Genomic DNA, 19,860 nt, shown 5'->3' on the forward strand with positions numbered 1-19,860 from the left:
TTCAGATGTCCTGCCGGATCATGTCCACGATGAGCACCGCATTGACGATCGACCCGGCGATCTGCTGGGCCTTCGCGGTCAGGTCGTTCCGGATGACCTTGAGGTTGTCGAGATCGAGATAGTTGTCCGCGAAGCCTCCGATCGACGAATACCCGAACAGGATGCTCAGGAATTCGTCGCGCAGCTTCGGCTCCTTGGCGTAGACGGCCTCGCGCATGCCCATCTCGGTTTCGAGGCTCAGCGACATGACCATCATGCCGGTCACCTGATCGTTCTCGATGATCGGCACCACGAACTGGCCGTTCATGTCGACGTACTCGTAGTCCGGCGGCGTCTCGTCCGCGGGGGCCTCGCCCGCCGCCGTTCCGTCGGCAGGCTGGTCGCAGGCGCATTCCGGAACTTCGGGCGGCTTCGGCGCCAGGAACCAGCCTGCACCGCTGCCGATGCCGACCCCCAGGAGGACGATCACGAGCGGTATCAGGAATCTCATCATGGGCAGGACCTAGTAGGGCAGGAGGATGTCGGAGAGCTGCTGGCCGTAGCGCGGCTGCTGGACATCGGTTATCTGGCCGCGGCCGCCGTAGGAGATGCGCGCCGAGGCGATCTTGTCGTAGGGAACCTCGTTGAGCCGCGAGATATCCTCGGGCCGGACATAGCCCGTCACCAGCAGCTCTCGGATCTCGAAGTTCACCCGGATTTCCTGCGATCCCTGGATGCGCAGCACGCCGTTCGGCAGCGAATCCGTGACCGTCGCGGCGATCCTCAGCTCGAGCTTCTCGTTGCGCTTCACCGATCCGTCGCCGGAATGGCTCGACGAGCTGTCGACCGAGACCGGCTCCTTTGCATCCGATCCGGACGGCATGACCCGCTGCAGGTTTTCCGGCAGGCCGAAGAGCGATCCCATCGAGAAGCTCTCGCTGGCGGAGCGCGACCGGTCGGTGGTGTTCGAGATCTCCGCCTTCTCGTCGATCTCGATCACGACCGTCAGGATGTCGCCCGGCTCGCCGGCCCGGCGGTCGCCGAGCAGCGAGTTGCGCGCGCCGCTCCAGAGCGAGGCCTGGTCCACCGGCTTCACCTTCTCCAGCCGCTGCGGCAGGCCCGGCACCGACATGGCCAGGTGCTCCCGCCCGGCATCGGCATCCGAGAAGCTCGGCGGCTTGCCGAAATGGTCGAACCGGCCGCAGCCGCCGATGGCAAGCGCACAGGCCAGCAGGCTGCCGCCGAGAATATGCGTGGGACGCTTCATCGCACTGCTCCGGAAACCGAGATGGAGCCGTCGGGCATGACCTTGCCCGTGACGGTCTTGCGGGAATTGACATTGGTGACCCGGATCGTGTCGCCGGCCGCGCCGCCGTCGAGGGCCCTGCCCTCGGTCGAGATGCTCAGCAAGCCGTTCTCGAAGATCATGGTCACTTCCTGGTTGCGGGTCACGATATGCGGGCGCTGCAGATCTTCCGGCGCGATCGGGCTGCCCGGAAACAGGTTGCGGACGGTCTGCATGCCGATGGCCGCGCCCGGATCGGACAGGGCGCCGCCCATGTCGCCTTCCTGCAGCAGAATGTCGGAGGGCCCGAGCACGGTCCCCGACCGGACCGGCCGGGCGGTGACCACGACATCCGCCCGGAGCGGTGCGGCCGCCGGCGTTGCGGACACGAGGATCATGGCGAGGAGCAGGCTGCGCATGGCGTCAGCGGATCTGCGTGGTCGCGGCCAGCATCTGGTCCGCGGCAGTCAGCACCTTGGCATTCAGCTCGTAGCCGCGCTGCGCCTCGATCAGCTGGGTGATCTCCGCCACCGCATCGACGGAGGAATCCTCGAGGAAGCCCTGCCTCAGCGTGCCGAGCCCGTCGAGCCCGGGCGTGGTGGCGTTGGGCTGGCCGGATGCCTCGGTCTCGATGAAGAGGTTGCTGCCGATCGCCTCCAGCCCCTTGGGGTTGGCGAAGCCGACCAGCGAGAACTGGCCGAGCAGCTGCGCCGCGACCTGGCCGCGGAAATAGGCGTAGATCTCGCCGTCGGCATTGATCGAAACCGACCGCGCATCGGCGGGCACCGCGATGTCTGGCACCACCGGATAGCCGTCCGACGTCACGATCGCGCCGTCCGCATTGAGCTTGAGCGACCCGTCCCTGGTGTAACCGGACTCGCCGGAGGGCAGGGTCACCTCGAGATAGCCGCGGCCCTCGATCGCGACATCGAGGTCATTGCCGGTCATTTCCAGCGAGCCCTGCTTGAGATCGAAGGAAATGGCGGAGGGCCGCACGCCCAGGCCCAACTGGATGCCGGTTGGCAGCACGGTGCCGTCGGCGGCGTTGATCGATCCGGGCCGTGCGAGCTGCTGGTAGTGCAGGTCCGCGAATTCGGCGCGCCGGGCCTTGTAGCCGGTCGTGTTCATGTTGGAGAGGTTGTTGGCGATGGTGTCGACCCGCATCTGCTGGGCGCTCATCCCGGTCGCTGCAATCTTCAGGCTGCGCATGGTTGCTCCTGTCAGGCACCTAGGGTCCGCAGGACATTGCGGATCCGTTCGTCTTCGGACTTGTTGAGGTTGGCGCCCTGCTCATAGGCGCGGTGCACTTCGATCATCCGCGCGAGCTCCAGAACGGCCTCGACATTCGAGTCTTCCTTGAAGCCCTGGAGAATCACGGGATTCTCGACGGGGACGGTCGGCTGCTGCGTGGTGAACATGGTCCCGCCCACCCGCGTGGGCACGTCGCCGGGGGCCGGCACCACGGGCGTGATGGTGGAGATGAACTGCCCGTCGGCACTGAGGGTCCCGTCCCGCGACAAGGTCAGGGTCCGCGCATCCGGCGGGATGGCAATCGCGGCACCGCCGGCATCCAGCACCCGGTGCCCGTTCTCGGTGACGAGTTCGCCATTGGAATTCTGGGCGAAATTGCCGGCCCGCGTCATTGCCTGGCCGCCATTGTACTCGACCGGGAAATATCCTTCGCCGTCGATGGCGAAGTCGAACTCGCTGCCCGTCTGGGTCAGCGGTCCCTGGCTGAAATCCGTGCGCCGGATCTCGGCATCGGCCATCGACAGCGAGTGGTCCCGGTCCTCGGTCGCCACGATGAACTCGGAGAAGATCACGCCCTCGCGCTTGAATCCCGCCGTCGAAATGTTCGCGATGTTGTTCGCGATGACCTGCAGCTCTGCCTTGAGTCCATCGAGCCGGGTCAGATTGGTGTAAATCGCATTGTCCAAATCAGTGCTCCGAAATGAGCGGGACCACGGTCTCGTGGAAGAAAGAGACGAGACTGCCCGACATGAAGTTCATGCTCACCCAGAACACGGCGAGCATGGCGGCCATCTTCGGCACGAAGGTCAGGGTCATTTCCTGGATCGAGGTCAGCGCCTGGAACAGGCCGATCACGATGCCGGTCAAGAGGGCCGCGCCGAGGATGGGCGTGGAGATCGCCACCCCCACCCAGAGCGCCTCTCGGACCGTGTCGAAGATGATGCCCTCGTTCATGTCAGATCTGCATCCGCATGATTTCCTGGTAGGCTTCGACGACCTTGTCCCGCAACGTCACGGCCGTCTCGACGGCCAGCTGGGCCTGGGCCATCGCCTCGACCATCGACTGCGGGTCGGTCTTGCCCATCATGGCATCCTTGGCGGCCGAGTCGGCGTGCTGCAGAGTCTCGCTGAAGTCGCGCGCGAAAGTTTCGAGGCTCTCGCCGATCGTCGGCCCGGCGGACCCGCCGGGATCCGCGATTTCGCGGATCTTGCCGTAGGAACCGGCCGCGAGCGATGAACTGATATCCATTCTGGATCTCCTGCTTCTGGCTGTTAGCGGCGAAGAATATCGAGCGCGGCACTCGCCATCTTCCGCGCCTGGTCGAACATCTGGAGGTTGGCTTCGTAGCTGCGCTGCGCCTCCCGGGCATCGGCGATCTCGAAGATGAGCTTCACGTTCGAGCCGTCATAGCTGCCGGTGCCGTCGGCCAGCGGGTGGGAGGGGTCGTACACACGCTGCAGGTCGGTCCTGTCCAGCTCCACATGGCCGGTGCGCACCCCCGCAAGATCGTCGCCGAGGCGTTCGACCTCGAAGGGAACGAGCTTGCGGTGGTATCCGGGCGTGTCGGCATTGGCGACGTTCTCGGTGACATGGCGCAGGCGGGTCGCCTGGGCCCTCAGGCCGGTCGCCGCCACGGACATGGAATCGTTCAGGCTTCCCATGGTCAGCTCCGTCCCAGGCTGGTGCGCAGCAGGTTCAGGCCGCTGCGGTAGACGGTGAGGGCGACATCATGCGAATACTTCGTCTCGGCGGCGTTGAGCATCTCCTGCTCCAGCGAGACGGTGTTGCCGTTCGGAGAGGCATCCCCGGGCCGGTCCACCGCGCCCTGCCCGAAGGCATAGGGATCGCCGGTGGTGCGGATATGGCCCGCGCGGGTGGCCTTCATCTGGAACGGTTCGGACAGGCCGTCATAGCTTTCGGCGAAGGGACGGATGTCCTGGGCGCGGTAGCCGGGCGTATCGGCATTCGCGATGTTCTGGGAAAGTATCGTCTGCCGCGAGCTGGAATGCGCGGCAAGGGCGGACGCCGTCCTAAAGATCTCCAAAGACGAGAACATGCGGATTCTCCACAGAATTTCTTCAACCTTGGCTTAACTGCGATTCGTTTAGAAACGGTTTGCGAAAGAGCTCGGGAAGGAAGATGACCGAACGATCACTTGAACCGGCGGACCGGACGATCAAGCGCATCTTCGCTGCGATGCGCCAGGTGAAGATCTCGTACCATGTCGGCCGCGTTGCCTCCCTGGGGCAGACAGGCATGGCCGTATCGGGTCTCGCCCGGGTGGCCGCGCTCGGCGACCGCGTCGAGGTCGAACTGCGCAACGGAAGGACGCTGGCGGGCGAGATCCGCGCCATCGGCGCCTCCGAAGTGACCGTTCTGGCCGACGGGCCGCTGACCGGCGTGTCGCTCGCCGATCCGGTCCTGCTTCTGGGCGAGGCGCTGATCGCCCCGGACGACGACTGGCTCGGACATGTCGTCGACCCGCTGGGCAATGCGATCGACGGCTCGTTCCTGCTGCCCGGACTGGACGCGCGCCCGGTCGACACGCCGCCGCCCGCCCCTGCCCGCCGCAAGTCCCTGGGCGAGCGGCTGGAGACCGGGCTCTGCGCCTTCAACACGGTCCTGCCGATCGTCCGGGGACAGCGCATCGGTCTATTTGCCGGCTCCGGCGTCGGCAAATCCTCGCTGCTGGCGAGCATGGCCAAGGGCATTTCGGCGGATGTCGTGGTGCTGGCGCTGATCGGCGAGCGCGGCCGCGAGCTGCGCCATTTCGTGCAGGACGTGCTTGGACCGGAGGGCATGGCGCGCACCGTCGTCGTGGCGGCCACCTCCGACCAGTCGCCGCTGACCCGGCGGCGCTGCGGCTGGACCGCCATGGCGGTGGCCGAACATTTCCGCAACCAGGGCAAGCATGTGCTGTTCCTCGCGGACTCGATCACCCGCTTTGCCGAGGCCCATCGCGAAGTCGCCCTCGCCCTTGGCGAGCCGCCGACCCTCGGCGGCTATCCGCCTTCGCTCGCCCATGCGATCATGACGTTGGCCGAGCGGGCCGGCCCGGGCGAGGACGGCCAGGGCGACATCACCGCAGTGTTCAGCGTGCTGGTCGCCGGCTCCGACATGGACGGACCGGTCGCCGATATCCTGCGCGGCGTGCTCGACGGCCATGTGGTGCTGGAGCGGCAGATCGCGGAACGCGGCCGCTACCCGGCGATCAACCTGCTGAAATCCGTGTCGCGCAGCCTGCCCGGCGCGGCGGGCCCCGAAGAAAACGTGCTGATCCAGGAAGCAAGGGAGATGCTGGGCGTCTATGACCGTGCGGAGCTGATGATCCAGTCGGGTCTCTACACCCAGGGATCGAATCCGGTAATCGACCGGGCGATCTCACTGTTTCCCAAGCTCGATGCCTTCATCTCGGAATCTGAACCGGGTAAGGTCGCGGACAGTTTCGCCACGTTGCGGCGCTGCCTGGGGAAACCTTGAAAACCGTTTCAGAACGCTTTCCTGCGGCCTTTCGATTCCATTTCGACTTTGCAAGGCGCCGCAAGACAACCGAAACTGACGCTTGTCGATCATGACCGCCTTGCAAACCTGGATGCGCAGGCTTCAGTCTTCAGACCAGATGGATTGGTTGCCGCGCTCCCCAGACGGCATCGCAATGTGCCAAGGCCGTGGTGTGGAACGCCACATAACGGCGAGGACGACGATAAGAAGGATATGATGACCGGAGTCGATCTGGCAAAGAATGTTTTCCAGGTCCACGGCGCGTTGCGGGCAGGAGAGGTGCAGTTTCGCAAGAAACTTGCGCGCGCATTGTCTCGCGGTCATGGGCCGGCAAGGACCTTGCCTTGTCATCTTCGAGGCTTGCGGCAGCGCGAGTTGCTGGGCGCATCAGATGGCAGCGATTGGCCACCAAGTGAAACTGATCGCGCCTCAGTATGTCCGCCCGTTCATGAAGCGCCAAGAAAATGCAGGTGCCGAGGCAATCGTTATCGCGGCCTGCCAGCCCGAGATGCGCTTCGTGGACCCCAAATCGGTTGAGCAGGAGTCCCGCGCGGCGGTTTTCCGCAGCCGGGGGCGGCTGGTCTATCAGCGCACCGCGGATGTGAATGCCTTGCGGGTGTCAACGGCGGAGTAAAAACCGGCCACTTGGCGGCGCAAAACCAGGCCAGAGCCGCGCCCGCAACGCCAAAGCCGCCACCTGATCGCCCGTCGGAGGATTGGCCCTGCGGGCCAAAGCGCCATGGCACGCGCCAGCTATTTGGGGAGCGTGCGCGCCATGGCGCTCGGAACCCCGACACTGGCCTGGTTTTGCGCCGCCAAGTGGCCGGTTTTTACTCCGCCGTTGACAGTCTTCCACATCAAGCTGCGACAGGAGTTCAAGGCGCGCGGCGCGAGCGTCGAGTGCCTGAACTTTCGTTTCGAAGACACGCCCGAGGGCACCTTCGTTGAGACGATCATGGCCGCACAGGGCGAGTTGGAGCGCGAACAGAACCGCCGCCAAACGATCCAGAAGATGAAGGCCCGCGTTGAAAAGGGTTACTATGTCTGGAACACGCCGCCGCGCGGGCTTCGGTACGAGGCACGTCGCGACGAAGGCAAGGTACTGGTGCGCGACGAACCTGTTGCCTCAATCCTCACAGAAGCACTGGAAGGCTTCGCTAACGGGCGCTTCGAGACGCAGGTGGAGGTGAAGCGCTTTCTGGAAGCCCAACCGCTCTACCCAAAGGACCTGCCGGACGGCACGATCCGCAACCAGCGCATTCCAGAGCTTCTGAGTAATACGACCTATGCGGGATACGTCGAGGCACCCTCTTGGGGCGTCTCGCTGCGCAAGGGGCAGCATGACGGCCTGATCACGTTCCAGACCTTCGGCCGCATTCAGGAGCGCCTGCGCGGCGGCGCCAAGGCTCCCGCGCGCAAGGACATCAGCGCTGATTTCCCTCTACGCGGCTTCATCCTCTGCGATGATTGCGACAAGCCACTCACAGCCTGCTGGTCAACATCCAAGACCGGCCAAAAACATCCCTATTACATGTGCAAGACCAAGGGCTGCGAGAGCTACCGGAAATCTATCCGGCGCGACCAGCTGCACGGCGACTTTGAAGACGTGCTGCAATCCGTCCAGCCGCGACGTGGCCTGTTCCAGATCGCCAAGGCAATGTTCGCCGACGCCTGGAATCAGCGTCTCTCGCAAAGCGGCGACACCAGAGCCACGGTGAAACGGGAGATTGCCAAGATCGAGAAGGACGTCGAAGGACTGCTCGACCGCATTGTGGAAGCCAGCAACGCGACAGTAATCGCGGCCTATGAGAAGCGGATTTCCGACTATGAACGCCAGAAGATACTGGCAGAGGAAAAGCTGGCCCAAATCGGCCGTCCACAGAAGGCCTTCGAGGAGTCGTTCGAACTCGCCTGCCGATTTCTAGCAAGCCCTTGTAATATATGGGAAAGTGGAAGCCTAGAGGTGCGCCGTACGGTGCTCAGACTGGTCTTCCTGAAGCCACTTGCCTACAGCCGAAAACAGGGTGTTGGAACCCCGGAAATATCGTTTCCGTTCAGGGCCTTAGGTTCGTTTTCAGTTGGACATTGGGAAATGGCGCGCTGGGGAGGATTCGAACCCCCGACCCCTTGATTCGTAGTCAAGTACTCTATCCAACTGAGCTACCAGCGCCTTGTGGAGTGCGTCCTAAAGTGAGCGGCGGGTGGCTGCAAGCGGAAAAATCACGCCGGAGGCGAATTTTCCAAAATTTCCGATTTCGGAAGCCAAATGGTGAAAACCGTGCCGCGGCTGTCGGTGCGAGTCAGCTCCAGCCGGCCGCCATGGCCGCGCACCAGTTCCGAAGCGATCGCGAGGCCGAGGCCCGAGCCGCCCTTGCGCGCACCGCCCTGGAACGGGGTGAAGAGATGTTCGCGCGCCTTGGGCGGCAGGCCCGGGCCGGTATCCTCTACCGAAATCATCCAGGCCTCCTCGGTCTCCGAGGCGCGGACGGTGACCGCGCCCTCGCTGCCGGTGGCGGTGATGGCCTGGCGGGCATTGCGGACCAAGTTGCCGAGCACGCGGTACATCTGTTCGGGATCGCAGCGCAGCAGCATGCCCTGCGGCACCTCTGCCTCGAGCCGGCACGCCTGCCCGTCCAGCGCCAGCCGCTCGCCCTCCAGTACGTCCTCGACGATGGTGCAGACCTCGACCCGGGTCAGGCTGGGCGGCGGTTCCTCGGCGCGGCCGAAGGCCAGGGTGGACTCGCACAGATTCACCGCGCGCGAGATCGAGCCGACCAGCTTCGGCGCGATCCGCTGGATGCGCGGGTCGTCGCTGTTCTCCATGCTGTCGGCGAAAAGCTGGGCCGAGGTCAGGATGTTGCGCAGGTCGTGGCTGACCTTGGCCACCGCGCCGCCGAGCTGGGCCAGCCGGTCCTTCTGCTTCAGCGCGGCGGTCAGGTGCTGCTGCATCGAGCGCAGCGCATCCTCGGCCGCGCGCAGCTCGGTCAGCGACGCATTCGGCTCGATGAAGCGCCGCACGTCCTCGGGCGCGTCGGCATAGCTCTGCATGTGCGCGACGACCTTGCGGATCGGCACCACGAGAATCCGGCGCACCGCGAAGAACAGCAGAGCTGCCGTCACCGCGGAGATCATCGCCGACAGGACGAGGATGCGCTCGCCGTAATCCAGCATCGCCTTGCGCAGCGGCTGCGATTCCATCGTGACCTCGATCAGCAGCCCGGCATCCTGGGTCGGCGCACCGATCACGCGGATGATCGAATCCTCGTCGTCGAGCAGGCAGCGCAGCCCGTCGCCGATCAGCGTCAGCACCGAAGGGTTGCGCAGGTCGTAGGTCGCGGCCACCGGCGCCGGGATCGGCGAGGACAGCATCAGCTGCCGCATCTCGTCCCGCCGCAACACCACGTTGAACACCCCGGCGTTCTTCAGCAGCTCCTTCTCCAGGTCCTCGTCGAGCGCATCGTCGGCCAGCAACGCAAGCGAGGCGATCTGCGCCCGCTCGAGCCGCGCCAGAAGGTAGTCTTCGCGGAACCGCGCGACGGAGGGCACGAAAATCAGGATCTCGGCCAGCATCACGAAGATGACGGTCAGGACAAGGAAGCGGCCGGAGAGGGAGTTGAGAAAAGGCATCGTCGGGTCAGGGCACCACGCGCTGGATGAATCGGACAGCGCGCTTCACCGCCGCGCTGCCGAAGAGTCTGGGGGAGAAATAAGCCCCTGCGGCGCGTTTGTTAAGCTCTCCCAGGGTCGGATAGGGCAGGACCGTGCCGGCCATGGCCTTGAGTTTCAACCCTGAGGCGATGGCCAGCGCCCAGGGCGCGATCAGCTCGCCGGCATCCGCCCCAGCAATCCCGGCCCCTACAGGGCGGCCGCGGACGACCATAAGCTTCAGCATGCCCGCGCCGGCACCCGCCGCCAGCGCCCGGTCATTGCCCGAATAGGGCACGCGGATCACCTCCAGCCGCCCGCCATGCGCCGCGCGGGCCTCTGCCTCGGCCAGGCCGATCTGCGCCAGCTCCGGCTCGGTATAGGTGACGCGCGGGATGTGCGAAGCCGCGGCCTTCGCGGGCAGGCCGAAAAGGATGGGGCGGATCGCCACCCCCGCATGGTAGCCTGCCAGATGGGTGAACTGCCCCTGCCCCGCCACGTCGCCGATGGCATAGACCCGCCGGTTCGCCGTGCGCAGCCCGGCATCGATCCCGATTCCCTTCGGACCGGCGGCAATGCCCGCTGCCTCCAGGTGCAGATCCTCGACATTCGGCAGGCGTCCGGTCGCGGCAAGCAGGTGCGAGCCGGCGATCTCCGTGCCATCGGCCATTTCCAGAACCGGACCGGGCCGCACTGCCCTCACTGCGGCCCCTTCCAGGATCCGCACGCCTTCCGCCGCGAGCCGGTCCCGCACCACGGCGGCCAGCTCCGGGTCCTCGCGCGGCAGGAAGCGGCTGCGGGCGATCAGCGTCACCTCCGCCCCGAGCCGCCGATGCGCCTGCGCCATCTCGGCGCCGACCGGCCCGCCGCCCAGCACCAGCAGGTGCCGCGGACATTCGCGCAGGCCGAAAACGGTCTCGTTGGTCAGCACGTCGACGCCGCCGATCCCCGGCAGGTCCGGCACCATCGGCCGCGATCCGGTGGCGATGACGAAGCGGCGCGCCTCTATCTCTTGCGTGCCCGCCTGCATCCGGCCCCCGGAAACGAAGCGCCCGCTTTCGCGGATCACCCGGACGCCGAGACCTTCGAAACGCTCCTGGCTGTCATGCGGCGCGATCTGCGCGATCACCGCCCGGACATGATCCTTCACCGCCGCGAAATCGACCTGCGCCTCGCCCGGCGCGATTCCCATCCCGCCGGTCCGGTGCGCCTGCGCCAGCTTCGCCGCCGCCAGCAGCGCCTTCGACGGCACGCAGCCGTAGTTCAGGCAGTCGCCGCCCATCTCGCCGCGCTCCAGAAGGACCACGTCGGCCCCCATCTGCGCCGCACCCGCCGCGAAGGACAGCCCGCCCGAGCCTGCCCCCACCACGCAGACATCGCACTTGATCCGCTGCATCATACCGGCTCCCTCCCGCGCAGCGCGCGGATCGCCATGGGCAGCGCCGCCAGCGCCGCGAGACCGAGAAGCGGCAGCAGGATCCGCGGCTCGAAGATAATTCCCAGATCCGGCGTCTCGCCGCGGACGAAGATTTCGCCCAGCCCGGCCCCGAGGGAGGTATAAACCAGCGCGCCGGGCAGGATGCCCAGGCCGGTGGTCACGGCGAAGCGGAAGAACGGCACGCCGACCAGCGCCGGCAGCAGATTCGCCACGAAGAACGGAATCACCGGCAGGAGGCGAATGAGAAACAGCATCTCCCACTGGTTGGCGTCGATCCCGGCCTTGATCTTGCGGATGCGCCCCTCCGAAGCGTCCATCTTCGCCGCCAGCCGCGCGCCGAGACCGGCGCGCGCAGCGAGGAAGATCGCGCAGGCCCCGAGCGTCGCCGCCGCCGCGTTGAAGACGACTCCCGGAAATGTGCCGAAGAGGAATCCCCCGGTCAGCGTTGCCACCGTCGCGCCGGGCAGGCTGAAGGCCACGGCCAGAGCATAGAGAAGGACGAATCCTCCCGCTGCGGCCAGATAATGGCTGTCGCGCAGCTCCAGCAGTTCCTCGCGGTGCTCGGCCAGGCTCTCGAAACTCAGTCGGTCGCCCAGCAGGAAGCTCCCGGCGACCCCGCCGAGCGCCAGGAGAATCAGCGGAAGGCGCCTTGCGGCTGCCCGGGAAGCAGTGTTCTTTGTCACGTGTCGGCATCCTTTCCCGGCCGGGATAGCCTAGCACGGACTGCCGCCGCAGCCACGTGACAGCCATGTCACGGCCGCTTGATGCCGAGTGACCTGCCGACTGGGCGAAGATCGGGGCAGCTGTTGCGCAAATGTGGCAGATTCCCGGGAGAGGCAATTGACTCGCTGCCGTGGACGGCTTATGGGCGGCGTCTCATAAGAATTCGGCGCCGCCTGCTGCGGGGCCTTGCCGGAGTAGAACACATGAAACGCACTTTCCAGCCGTCCAACCTGGTGCGCAAGCGCCGTCACGGTTTCCGCGCGCGCATGGCCACCAAGGCCGGCCGCAAGATCCTGAACGCTCGCCGCCTGCGTGGCCGCAAGTCGCTCTGCGCGTAATGGCTGCCGGGCGGTCCTTTGATGCCAGAGGCGCCCAGCGGACCAACCTTGCCGCATCCGCAGATCCTGCGGAAGCGGGCTGACTTCCTGCGTGCCGCCCGTGCAGGGCGCGCTCACACGGATGCCTTCACCCTTCAGGCCCGCCAGCGGAACGACAGTTCCGCGGCGGGCTTGGTGCGTGTGGGCTATACCTGCTCGAAAAAGGTCGGCAACGCCGTGGCGCGCAACCGCGCCAAGCGCCGGCTGCGGGCCGTTGCCGCCGAGGTGCTGCCGCAGCTCGGCCAGCCCGGCTGGGACTATGTCCTGATCGGCCGGCCCGGCGTGACTGCGACGCATCCCTTCGATGCGATGCTCAAGGATCTGGCGCGCGCGCTGGAGAAGGTGCACCGCCCGCGGGAACGGAAGGCATGACTCCGCTGGCGCATCTGCTGGCGCTGCCTGTGCGGGCCTACAGGCTCGTCGGCTCGCCTTGGGTCGGCCATGGCTGCCGCTTCCAGCCGACCTGCTCGGCCTATGCGCTCGAGGCGCTGGAAAAGCATGGCGGCCTGAAAGGCGGCTGGCTGACGATCCGGCGGCTGCTGCGCTGCCATCCCTGGGGCGGATCGGGCATCGACAACGTCCCCGAGTGACGCTCCGGGCTTTCCCGCACCCGGCGGGAGGCCCTGTACCGCCCCATGACCGGAGGCCCTGCCATGTTCGACGACGACGCCGACGACATCCACCCGCTGTTCCACGGCGCCCCTTCGACCACGGAGTTCAAGAAGCTCCGCAAGCGGATCGTGCGCGATACCCGCGAGGCGATCGAGCAATACGGCATGGTGGAGCGCGGCGCACGGTGGCTGGTCTGCCTTTCGGGCGGAAAGGACAGCTACACCCTGCTTGCCGTGCTGCACGAACTGCAGTGGCGCGGGCTCCTTCCGGTGGAGATCCTGGCCTGCAACCTCGACCAGGGCCAGCCCGGATTCCCGGCCACGGTCCTGCCGGAATTCCTTGAAAAGATGGGCGTTCCGCACCGGATCGAGTACCAGGACACCTATTCCATCGTGATGGACAAGGTCCCCGCGGGCCGGACCTACTGCGCGCTCTGCTCGCGCCTGCGCCGCGGCAACCTCTACCGGATCGCGCGCGAGGAGGGCTGTTCCGCCGTCGTGCTCGGCCATCACCGCGACGACATCCTCGAAACCTTCTTCATGAACCTGTTCCACGGCTCGCGCCTGGCGACGATGCCGCCGAAGCTGGTGAACGAGGAGGGCGATCTTTTCGTCTACCGCCCGCTCGCCCATGTCGCCGAGGCCGATTGCGAGCGCTTCGCCAAGGCGATGAACTATCCGATCATCCCCTGCGATCTCTGCGGCAGCCAGGACGGGCTGCAGCGCCAGCAGGTGAAGGCGATTCTCGACGGCTGGGAAAAGAACGCGCCGGGGCGCCGCCAGAAGATGTTCCGCGCCCTGATGAATGCGCGGCCCTCGCATCTGCTCGACCCGAAGCTCTTCGATTTCATGGGACTGGAACGTCGTTCCGTCGAATTGGACGAAGATTCCGCACAATCTGGCGTGCCGCGATTAACATTTGAATGACCTCCTGTCCCTAGGCTGCCCCTGCGGCACCGATGGGATGGATGACGAGACATGAAGTGGCCCCTGCCCGGCCTGCGGCGCGACTGGCGCTCCGAGGCGATGACCTTGCCGAACCTGATGGTTGCAGTTCCGGCGCTGACCCTCGGGGCCTATTGGCTGTTCGGCGAGGCGGGGCTCTACCTTGCCGCAGCAGGCGTGCCGCTCGCGACCGCCCTCCTCGCGCTGCTGCGGTCTCAACGGAGCACGGTCTCCGGTCCGTGGAAGACCCCCTTCGACATCGAGCGCACCCGTCTGGAGGACACCGCCGAGAAGATCCTGCGCGAAAGCGCCGAGAGCGGCAGGACGACGGCCTGCATCCTGGTGTCGATCGACGATTTCAGCCTGATGCGCGACCGGCTGGGCATGCGGGCCACGGACGAGATCCTCGCCCAGGTCGCGCAGCGCCTGCAGGGCGGCATGCGCAAGACCGACACGGTGGGCAGTCTCGGCGACGGCGTCTTCGGCATCGTGCTGACGCCCTCCGCCCGCGCCGATCTCGAATCCCTGCTCCAGATCTGCGCCCGGCTGCAGAGAACCGCGTCGGAACCGGTGCTGCTTGAAGGGTCGCGGGTGCATGTCTCGGTCTCGGCCGGCTTCAGCCAGCCAGACCGCGTCCCCGACGTCACCGGCCACAGCCTGGTGGAAACCGCCGAGGCGGCGCTGCGCGAGGCGCATTCCCGCGGCCCCGGCTCCGTCCGTGCCTATTCGGTCGAGCTCCACCGCCGCCGCATGTCCCAGTCGAAGCTTATCGAGGAGGTCCGCGAAGCCCTGGAACAGGGGCAGATCCGCCCCTGGTTCCAGCCGCAGATCAGCACCGATACAGGGCGGGTCACCGGGTTCGAGGCGCTGGCGCGCTGGTCGCATCCCGATCGCGGCATGGTCTCCCCGGCCGATTTCCTGCCCGCGATCGAGGCGGCCGGGCTGCTGGAGCGGCTCGGAGAGGTGATTCTCTACAACAGCCTCTCGGCCCTGAAGGCCTGGGACCGCGCCCAGGTGGACGTCCCGACGATCGGCGTCAACTTCTCGCTTGATGAGCTGCGCAACCCGACCCTCGTCGACCGGATCGCCTGGGAGCTCGACCGGTTCAGCCTCGCGCCGGACCGCCTGACCGTCGAAGTGCTGGAAAACGTGATTTCCGACAGTGCCGATGACAGCGTCAGCCGCAACGTCACCGGGCTGTCCCGGCTCGGCTGCCGCATCGATCTCGACGATTTCGGGACCGGCCATTCCTCGATCACCAATATCCGCCGCTTCACCGTCAGCCGGCTGAAGATCGACCGCTCCTTCGTGATGCGGGTCGACGAGGACCGCGAGCAGCAGCGCATGGTGGCGGCAATTCTCACCATGGCGGAGCGGCTGGAACTCGACACGCTCGCCGAGGGCGTGGAAACGGTGGGCGAACACACGATGCTGTCCCAGCTGGGCTGCGGCCATGTCCAGGGCTACGGCATCGGCCGTCCCATGCCGTTCGAGGATACCATCGGCTGGCTTGCCGATCACAATGCCAAGCTGGTCGCCCCGCCGGAAATCGGCCGCAAGACCGGCTGACTCCCCTGCCGCGTGCCGGAACCGCTTCGGCAGTCCCGGACACGCCAGGCGCCCTTTTCCCCAAGACAGCATGCTTGCCGGTGCGATGCATGGCCCGCAAGCTGGCCGTTGCCATGGCCGGCTGGCTCTTCTGCAGCAGAACAATGGTGCCCCGCCAAACGGCGGGGCGCGTTCGACTCCCTATTCAGCCCGCTGACGGGGCCGGCCCGCTGCGCCAGCGCAGCCGCGCCACTTGCCGAAGGACCAGCCAGGGCGCCGGAACGGCACCAGCCCCGCTCGCGCCTGCATCCCGAAACGGGACAACGGAGCTCGCCGCACCGCCAAAGTCCGCGCTCTCCGGAAGAAAATGCCGGCCGGCCACTCTTTCCTCCGGCACGCGCCGACCCGGCAGCCGCGCAACGGGTGCTGCAATGCGGCATTGCCATGGGCCGCCCGCACGCGGCCCGCGACCAGAAACAAATGCGCCGCGGAAAAGGAAAATCCCGCCACAGGGCGGACTGCCCCGGAGATCGCGCATGCTGCAGTGCGGACCGCCGCCGGGGACAGCGGCAGACCCGCCCGGAACCGCGGCGGAAGCGGCCCTTCCATGCGGATTCGGCTATATCCGCTTGACCTTTCCACCTCCCGCCTGTTGAACCGGCCCAACCTGGTAACCCCGAAGGCTGCGTGTGCGATGGATGATCAAAACAAGAACCTGATTCTAGCAACGGTGCTGTCCTTTGTCGTCCTGATGGGCTGGTTCTTCCTGTTCCCGCCACAGGAAACGCCGCAGACAGAGACCCCGGCCGCAGAACAGACCGCCGACAGCGCCGGCGACAGCGTCGCACCGGCCCCGCCCGGCGTGCAGGACGGCGTCGCCGCGCAGCGCGTCGATGCCGCCGCGGCCGCCGTCGCGGATGCCGCGCGCATCGAGATCGACACGCCCAGCCTGACCGGCTCCATCTCGCTGGCCGGCGGCCGGATCGACGAGCTGTCGCTGCGCAACTACCGCGAGACGCTCGATCCCGACAGCCCGCTGGTCAACCTGCTCTCGCCGGTCGGCAAGCCGAAGGCCTATTACGCGCTCTACGGCTGGGCGCCGGGCGGCTCTCTGGACTTCGACCAGGTTCCCGGCGCGACCACGCCCTGGCAGCAGGAAAGCGGCGGCACCCTCGCCCCCGGCAAGCCCGTCACCCTGGCCTGGGACAACGGCAACGGCCTGATCTTCCGCCGCACCATCTCGGTCGACGACAAGTTCATGTTCTCCGTGACCCAGAGCGTCGAGAACACCACGGACACCGCGCAGCGCCTTGCCCCCTACGGCCTGGTCGCGCGCCATGGCGAACCCGACACCAAGAAGTTCTTCATCCTCCACGAAGGCGTCGTGCGAATGAGCGACGGCGCGCTGGAAGAGATCAAGTACGCCAAGATGCCCGATCTGGAGGTCGTGCCGCGCGAGCAGGCTCCCGCCGAGGTCATCGACGTCACCAACAGCGGCTGGATCGGCTTCACCGACAAGTACTGGATGACCACGCTCATTCCGGCCCAGGGCGAGAGCTTCTCCTCGGTGGCCAAGTACATCCCGAGCGCCGACATCTACCAGACCGAGGCGCGCCTGCCGACCGTCACGGTCGAGCCGGGCCAGACCCAGGAGGTCACCACCCAGCTCTTCGCCGGCGCCAAGGAATGGGAAACCATCCGCGACTACCAGGCCGCAGGCGTCGACCGCTTCATCGACTCGATCGACTGGGGCTGGTTCTTCTTCCTGACCAAGCCGATCTTCTGGCTCCTGCACCACCTGCACGCGATCATCGGCAACATGGGCTGGTCGATCATCGTCCTTACCATGATCCTGAAGGTCCTGCTCTTCCCGCTGGCCTACAAGTCCTACGCTTCCATGGCGAAGATGAAGGAACTCCAGCCGGAGATGGAGAAGATCAAGGAACGCGCCGGCGACGACCGCATGAAGATGCAGCAGGAGATGATGGCGCTCTACAAGAAGGAGAAGGTCAACCCGGCCGCGGGCTGCCTGCCGATCCTCCTGCAGATCCCGATCTTCTTCTCGCTCTACAAGGTGATCTTCGTCACGCTGGAACTGCGCCACGCCGCCTGGATCGGCTGGATCCGCGACCTCAGCGCGCCGGATCCCTCCTCGATCCTGAACCTGTTCGGGCTGCTGCCCTGGGGCGTGCCGGAAGCCGGCAGCATCTTCGCGATCCTCTCGCTCGGCGTCCTGCCAATCCTGCTGGGCATCTCGATGTGGCTGCAGCAGAAGCTGAACCCGGCGCCCGCCGACCCGACGCAGCAGATGATCTTCGCCTGGATGCCCTGGGTCTTCATGTTCATGCTGGGCAACTTCGCCAGCGGCCTGGTGCTCTACTGGATCACCAACAACTCGCTGACCTTCATCCAGCAGTACACGATCATGCGCCGGCACGGGTACAAGCCGGACATCTTCGGCAACATCAAGGACGGCTTCAAGTTCCTGAAGCGCAAGAAGAAGGACGCCGAATGACCCTGACGCTCGCCCATATATGGCGGCACCCGATCAAGGGAATCGGTACCGAAGGACTGGACTCGGCTCATCTTGAGCCGGGTCTTCCTGTTTCTGGGGACCGCGCATGGGCGCTCCTTCGCGAGGGCAGCGAGGATACCGGCGCCTGGCAGAAATGCTCGAACTTCCTGCGCGGGGCCAACGGCCCGGCGCTGATGGCAGTCGAGGCCACCACGACCACGCAGGGCATCGACCTGCGCCACCCGGCCCGCACGCCGCTCAGCTTCGACCCCGCGACCGAGGGCGGCCGGCTGATCGACTGGATCGGCAACCTCTGGCCCGAGGGGCTGCCGCGTCCCGCCAAGCTGGTGAAGGCGCCCGCCGAGGGCATGTCCGACATGGACTATCCTTCGGTCTCCGTGCTGAACCTCGCCTCGCTGCGGGATCTGGCCCGGGTGGCGGGCGTCCCCGCGATCGACATGCGCCGGTTCCGCGGCAACCTGTGGATCGACGGCGCCGAGCCCTGGGAGGAATGGACCTGGGTCGGCAAGCGCATCGCCATCGGCTCGGCCGTGCTCCAGGTGGTGGAACGCAACACCCGCTGCCTGGCCACCCATGCCAATCCCGAGACCGGGATCCGCGATCTCGACATCCTGCCGACCCTCAGCAGCAGCTGGGGCCACCGCGATTTCGGCGTCTACGCCAAGGTGGTGGCCAAGGGCGAAATCTCGGTCGGCGACGCGGTCGCGGTGCTATGACCGGACCCGATCCGGACGCGCTGCACCCGATGCCCCATGCTCCGGCGGTGACCTTCCTTGCGCCGCTGGCCGCAGGCCGGGAAAATGTCTCCGCCGGTCGCTTCTCCTACTGGGACGACGCGGCCGGCCACGGCGATTTCTTCGGCCGCCAGGTGCTCTACCACTACGGCTTCATCGGCGACCGGCTGGAGATCGGCCCGTTCTGCGCGATCGCCGCGGAGGTGCAGATCGTGATGAACGGCGGCAGCCACGCGATGTCGGGTTTCTCGACCTTTCCCTTCAACATCTTCGGCCATGGCTGGGAAGAGGGGTTCGATCCGGAGACCTGGACGGCGGAGCATCGCGGCGACACGGTGATCGGCCCGGATGTCTGGATCGGCCGCGGCGCTGTGCTGATGCCGGGCGTCACGATCGGCGCGGGCGCGGTGATCGGCGCGCAGGCGGTTGTCACCGGCGACCTGCGCCCTTATGCGGTCGCAGCGGGCAACCCGGCCCGCGAGATCCGCCGCCGCTTCGACGACGCCACGGTCGAGCGCCTTCTGGCCCTTGCCTGGTGGGACTGGCCGGCGGAGAAGATCACCCGCAACCTGAACGCCATTCGCGGCGCAGATATCGAGGCACTGGAGGCCGCCACATGACGCAGCTCCCCTTCCCGCTCGCCGAGGAACCGGACGACATCTCCCGCGAGGCGGGGCGCAAGCTCTTCGCCGGCGACACCAATTTCGTGAAGGGCGTGGTCGCCATGTCCGGCCTGCCGCCTGCCGACCGGGTCGAAGTCTGCTTCGCCGGGCGCTCGAATGTCGGGAAATCCTCGCTGATCAACGCGCTGACCGGGCGCAAGGGACTGGCGCGGGCCTCGAACACCCCGGGCCGCACCCAGGAGATCAACTATTTCGAGCGCGACGCGCTCTATCTCGTGGACCTTCCCGGCTACGGTTTCGCCAATGCGCCGGTGGCGACGGTGGCGAAATGGCAGGAGCTGATGAAGAACTACCTGTCCGGCCGCCCGACGCTGCGCCGCGCCTTCGTGCTGATCGACAGCCGCCACGGCATCAAGAAGGTCGATGACGAGATCCTGACGCTGCTCGACAAGTCGGCCGTCACCTTCCAGGTGGTGCTGACCAAGGCCGACAAGATCAAGACCTCGGAATATCCCAAGCTTCTGGAGCAGGTCGCCAAGGCGCTGTCGAAGCACCCGGCCGCCTATCCCGAGCTGATCCTGACCTCTTCCGAGAAGGGCGAGGGCATCCCCACCCTGCGCAGCACCATCAACAGCCTCCTCGCCGACTGACCCCGTCCCGGGG

Annotated in this window: 24 protein-coding genes and 1 tRNA gene; 12 read left to right on the forward strand and 13 right to left on the reverse strand. The window is 66.4% G+C overall.

The features are described 5' to 3' along the window. Window position 1: 1 nt before the first annotated feature. From HCC78_RS18345 to HCC78_RS18385, 9 genes are read right to left on the reverse strand one after another with little or no spacing between them, the layout of a single operon-like run. Window positions 2-493, reverse strand: a complete 492-nt coding sequence (locus HCC78_RS18345) for a flagellar basal body-associated FliL family protein (RefSeq protein WP_172330252.1) — start codon at window positions 491-493, stop codon at window positions 2-4. A 9-nt stretch (window positions 494-502) separates the two neighbouring features. Continuing rightward, entirely contained in the window at window positions 503-1,246 is a 744-nt protein-coding gene (gene flgH / locus HCC78_RS18350) for a flagellar basal body L-ring protein FlgH (protein ID WP_172330253.1), read from the reverse strand. Further along, window positions 1,243-1,683, reverse strand: a complete 441-nt coding sequence (gene flgA / locus HCC78_RS18355) for a flagellar basal body P-ring formation chaperone FlgA (protein WP_172330254.1) — start codon at window positions 1,681-1,683, stop codon at window positions 1,243-1,245. Before flgA ends, flgH begins: the two co-directional genes overlap by 4 nt. A gap of 4 nt (window positions 1,684-1,687) precedes the next feature. Beyond that, window positions 1,688-2,473 carry a flagellar basal-body rod protein FlgG gene (flgG, locus tag HCC78_RS18360; RefSeq protein ID WP_172330255.1) on the reverse strand — a complete coding sequence of 262 codons (786 nt, stop codon included), beginning with the start codon at window positions 2,471-2,473 and terminating at the stop codon, window positions 1,688-1,690. 11 nt (window positions 2,474-2,484) lie between these two features. Further along, the gene (locus tag HCC78_RS18365; protein WP_172330256.1) at window positions 2,485-3,201 is read right to left on the reverse strand and encodes a flagellar hook-basal body complex protein; all 717 of its coding nucleotides are present in this window, start codon (window positions 3,199-3,201) and stop codon (window positions 2,485-2,487) included. A 1-nt stretch (window position 3,202) separates the two neighbouring features. Beyond that, a complete protein-coding gene (locus tag HCC78_RS18370) occupies window positions 3,203-3,469 on the reverse strand; it encodes a flagellar biosynthetic protein FliQ (RefSeq protein WP_172330257.1) in 267 nt (88 codons plus the stop codon). Between the two features lies 1 nt (window position 3,470). Continuing rightward, entirely contained in the window at window positions 3,471-3,764 is a 294-nt protein-coding gene (fliE, locus tag HCC78_RS18375) for a flagellar hook-basal body complex protein FliE (RefSeq protein ID WP_172330258.1), read from the reverse strand. Between the two features lie 23 nt (window positions 3,765-3,787). After that, window positions 3,788-4,177, reverse strand: a complete 390-nt coding sequence (gene flgC, locus HCC78_RS18380) for a flagellar basal body rod protein FlgC (RefSeq protein WP_172330259.1) — start codon at window positions 4,175-4,177, stop codon at window positions 3,788-3,790. Window positions 4,178-4,179: 2 nt separating this feature from the next. Next, the gene (locus HCC78_RS18385; RefSeq protein WP_172330260.1) at window positions 4,180-4,572 is read right to left on the reverse strand and encodes a FlgB family protein; all 393 of its coding nucleotides are present in this window, start codon (window positions 4,570-4,572) and stop codon (window positions 4,180-4,182) included. An 83-nt stretch (window positions 4,573-4,655) separates the two neighbouring features. On the opposite strand from HCC78_RS18385, the gene HCC78_RS18390 reads away from it, so the two are divergent. The 3 genes from HCC78_RS18390 to HCC78_RS18400 all read left to right on the forward strand — a co-directional run bounded on the left by HCC78_RS18390 (window position 4,656) and on the right by HCC78_RS18400 (window position 8,148). Next, window positions 4,656-5,996, forward strand: a complete 1,341-nt coding sequence (locus HCC78_RS18390) for a FliI/YscN family ATPase (protein WP_172330261.1) — start codon at window positions 4,656-4,658, stop codon at window positions 5,994-5,996. A 412-nt stretch (window positions 5,997-6,408) separates the two neighbouring features. Further along, window positions 6,409-6,651 (forward strand): hypothetical protein, encoded by a 243-nt coding sequence (locus HCC78_RS33240; protein WP_216671218.1) that lies wholly within the window; start codon window positions 6,409-6,411, stop codon window positions 6,649-6,651. Window positions 6,652-6,756: 105 nt separating this feature from the next. Beyond that, a complete protein-coding gene (locus tag HCC78_RS18400) occupies window positions 6,757-8,148 on the forward strand; it encodes a recombinase zinc beta ribbon domain-containing protein (protein ID WP_172330262.1) in 1,392 nt (463 codons plus the stop codon). Here HCC78_RS18400 and HCC78_RS18405 read toward each other — a convergent pair. The 4 genes from HCC78_RS18405 to HCC78_RS18420 form a co-directional block, all read right to left on the reverse strand. Then, window positions 8,111-8,187, reverse strand: a tRNA-Arg gene (locus HCC78_RS18405). The two genes, HCC78_RS18400 and HCC78_RS18405, sit on opposite strands and share 38 nt — an antisense overlap. 50 nt (window positions 8,188-8,237) lie before the next feature. After that, window positions 8,238-9,644 (reverse strand): HAMP domain-containing sensor histidine kinase, encoded by a 1,407-nt coding sequence (locus HCC78_RS18410; protein ID WP_172330263.1) that lies wholly within the window; start codon window positions 9,642-9,644, stop codon window positions 8,238-8,240. Between the two features lie 7 nt (window positions 9,645-9,651). Continuing rightward, complete coding sequence (locus HCC78_RS18415) at window positions 9,652-11,058, reverse strand: NAD(P)/FAD-dependent oxidoreductase (RefSeq protein WP_172330264.1); 1,407 nt, start codon at window positions 11,056-11,058, stop codon at window positions 9,652-9,654. Next, the gene (locus HCC78_RS18420) at window positions 11,058-11,783 is read right to left on the reverse strand and encodes a VTT domain-containing protein (protein ID WP_172330265.1); all 726 of its coding nucleotides are present in this window, start codon (window positions 11,781-11,783) and stop codon (window positions 11,058-11,060) included. The genes HCC78_RS18415 and HCC78_RS18420 overlap by 1 nt, the downstream gene beginning before the upstream one ends. A 243-nt stretch (window positions 11,784-12,026) precedes the next feature. Here HCC78_RS18420 and rpmH point away from each other — a divergent pair, with 243 nt between their 5' ends. The 9 genes from rpmH (at window position 12,027) to yihA (ending at window position 19,847) form a co-directional block, all read left to right on the forward strand. Next, window positions 12,027-12,161 (forward strand): 50S ribosomal protein L34, encoded by a 135-nt coding sequence (rpmH, locus tag HCC78_RS18425; protein WP_108258245.1) that lies wholly within the window; start codon window positions 12,027-12,029, stop codon window positions 12,159-12,161. A 21-nt stretch (window positions 12,162-12,182) separates the two neighbouring features. Then, a complete protein-coding gene (gene rnpA / locus HCC78_RS18430; protein ID WP_172330266.1) occupies window positions 12,183-12,572 on the forward strand; it encodes a ribonuclease P protein component in 390 nt (129 codons plus the stop codon). After that, the gene (gene yidD / locus HCC78_RS18435) at window positions 12,569-12,790 is read left to right on the forward strand and encodes a membrane protein insertion efficiency factor YidD (RefSeq protein WP_172330267.1); all 222 of its coding nucleotides are present in this window, start codon (window positions 12,569-12,571) and stop codon (window positions 12,788-12,790) included. The genes rnpA and yidD overlap by 4 nt, the downstream gene beginning before the upstream one ends. Before the next feature lie 63 nt (window positions 12,791-12,853). Then, window positions 12,854-13,738, forward strand: coding sequence for a tRNA 2-thiocytidine(32) synthetase TtcA (gene ttcA, locus HCC78_RS18440; RefSeq protein ID WP_172330268.1), 885 nt, complete (start codon window positions 12,854-12,856; stop codon window positions 13,736-13,738). A 51-nt stretch (window positions 13,739-13,789) separates the two neighbouring features. After that, window positions 13,790-15,325, forward strand: a complete 1,536-nt coding sequence (locus HCC78_RS18445) for a bifunctional diguanylate cyclase/phosphodiesterase (protein ID WP_172330269.1) — start codon at window positions 13,790-13,792, stop codon at window positions 15,323-15,325. A 673-nt stretch (window positions 15,326-15,998) separates the two neighbouring features. Then, the gene (gene yidC, locus HCC78_RS18450; RefSeq protein ID WP_172330270.1) at window positions 15,999-17,819 is read left to right on the forward strand and encodes a membrane protein insertase YidC; all 1,821 of its coding nucleotides are present in this window, start codon (window positions 15,999-16,001) and stop codon (window positions 17,817-17,819) included. Beyond that, window positions 17,816-18,556, forward strand: a complete 741-nt coding sequence (locus tag HCC78_RS18455; RefSeq protein WP_172330271.1) for an MOSC domain-containing protein — start codon at window positions 17,816-17,818, stop codon at window positions 18,554-18,556. The genes yidC and HCC78_RS18455 overlap by 4 nt, the downstream gene beginning before the upstream one ends. Next, window positions 18,553-19,194, forward strand: a complete 642-nt coding sequence (locus HCC78_RS18460; protein ID WP_172330272.1) for a CatB-related O-acetyltransferase — start codon at window positions 18,553-18,555, stop codon at window positions 19,192-19,194. Before HCC78_RS18455 ends, HCC78_RS18460 begins: the two co-directional genes overlap by 4 nt. Then, a complete protein-coding gene (gene yihA / locus HCC78_RS18465; RefSeq protein WP_172330273.1) occupies window positions 19,191-19,847 on the forward strand; it encodes a ribosome biogenesis GTP-binding protein YihA/YsxC in 657 nt (218 codons plus the stop codon). The genes HCC78_RS18460 and yihA overlap by 4 nt, the downstream gene beginning before the upstream one ends. Window positions 19,848-19,860: the final 13 nt, after the last annotated feature.

The organism is Mangrovicoccus sp. HB161399 (genome assembly GCF_013184745.1).
GTDB lineage: Bacteria > Pseudomonadota > Alphaproteobacteria > Rhodobacterales > Rhodobacteraceae > Mangrovicoccus.